The organism is Malikia spinosa (assembly GCF_002980625.1).
GTDB lineage: Bacteria > Pseudomonadota > Gammaproteobacteria > Burkholderiales > Burkholderiaceae_C > Malikia > Malikia spinosa.
In genome coordinates this window covers 1-1,286 of the sequence record NZ_PVLR01000041.1, presented here as the reverse complement: position 1 = coordinate 1,286, position 1,286 = coordinate 1, and the positions used below count along the sequence as shown (strand labels likewise).

The 1,286-nt window shown below is 68.0% G+C and carries 2 protein-coding genes; both read left to right on the top strand.

All coding sequences use genetic code 11. From position 1 onward, the window contains the following. Positions 1-541 (top strand): TRAP transporter small permease (locus tag C6P61_RS13715; protein ID WP_105730495.1); only part of this gene is annotated, 541 nt, incomplete at its 5' end. Beyond that, the coding region (locus C6P61_RS13710; protein WP_146115060.1) for a TRAP transporter large permease at positions 538-1,286 on the top strand (749 nt) is incomplete at its 3' end. The genes C6P61_RS13715 and C6P61_RS13710, both read left to right, overlap by 4 nt.

Below are 1,286 nucleotides of genomic sequence, written 5' to 3'. Positions count from 1 at the left end.
CATGGCAGAACTCATTCCTGACGACCTGGACGCGCCAGCGCCCAGGCGCACCGGCCTGGCCGGCCTGCTCGACACCGTGATCACCTGGTGGGCACTCGCCGGCGGCATGGTCTTCGTCGCCCTCGTCATCATGTCCATCGTCTCCATCGTCGGGCGCAAGCTGTTCTCGCACCCGATCGAGGGCGACATGGAGCTCCTCATGATGGGCGCGGCGATCGGCTCGGCCGCCTTCCTGCCCGTCTGCGAGCTCGACGACAACCACATCAAGGTCGACGCCCTGACCACCTGGATGAGCGAGCGCGCCCGCGCCGCCCTCGACGTCATCGCCCACCTGCTGCTGACCATCGCCTCGGCCATCATCACCTGGCGCAGCGCCCTCTACGTCGAGGAGTGCTACGAGAACATGGAAGTCTCGACCCTGCTGCTGATCCCGATCTGGCAGCCCGTGCTGCTGCTCGTGCCCAGCTTCGCCCTGCTGACCCTGGCCGCGCTCTACCGCGCCCGGCTTTCCCTGAACACCGCTGTTGGAGCCCACAAATGAGCGGCATGGCTATTGGTCTTTCGATTTTCGCCGGCCTGCTGGTGCTGCTGGCGCTGCGCATCCATGTCGGCATCGGCATGCTGATCGGCGGCAGCGTCGGCTTCATGGCCATGAACGACTGGGACTCCTCGGCCCTGCTGTTCACGCTCAACCACCTGGCCTACGCCCGCCTGTCCAACTATGACCTGGCGGTGATCCCGCTGTTCATGCTGATGGGCCAGTTCGCCACCCATGGCGGCCTGTCCAAGGCGCTGTTCCGCTTCGCCGCGGCCTTCATGGGCCACTGGAAGGGCGGCCTGGCGATGGCCTCGACCGGCGCCTGCGCCGGCTTCGGCGCCATCTGCGGTTCGTCTCTGGCCACTGCCGCCACCATGGCGCAGGTCGCGCTGCCCGAGCTCAAGGCCCACGGCTACTCGGGTCGCCTGTCCACCGGCACCCTGGCCGCCGCCGGCACCCTGGGCATCATGATCCCGCCCTCGGTCCCGCTGGTGATCTACGCCGTGCTGACCCAGGAGTCGATCGGCAAGCTGTTCATGGCCGCCGTCGTGCCGGGCCTGATCGCGATGACCGGCTACATGCTGGTCATCAAGCTGATCGTCACGCTCGACCCCAAGGCCGGCCCCGCCAGCGCCAAGCACAGCTGGGCCGAGCGCCTGACCGCCACCCTGGCCGTGCTGCCCGTCATGGGCGTGTTCGCCGTCGTCATCGTCGGCATCTACGGCGGCTGGGCCAACCCGACCGAGGC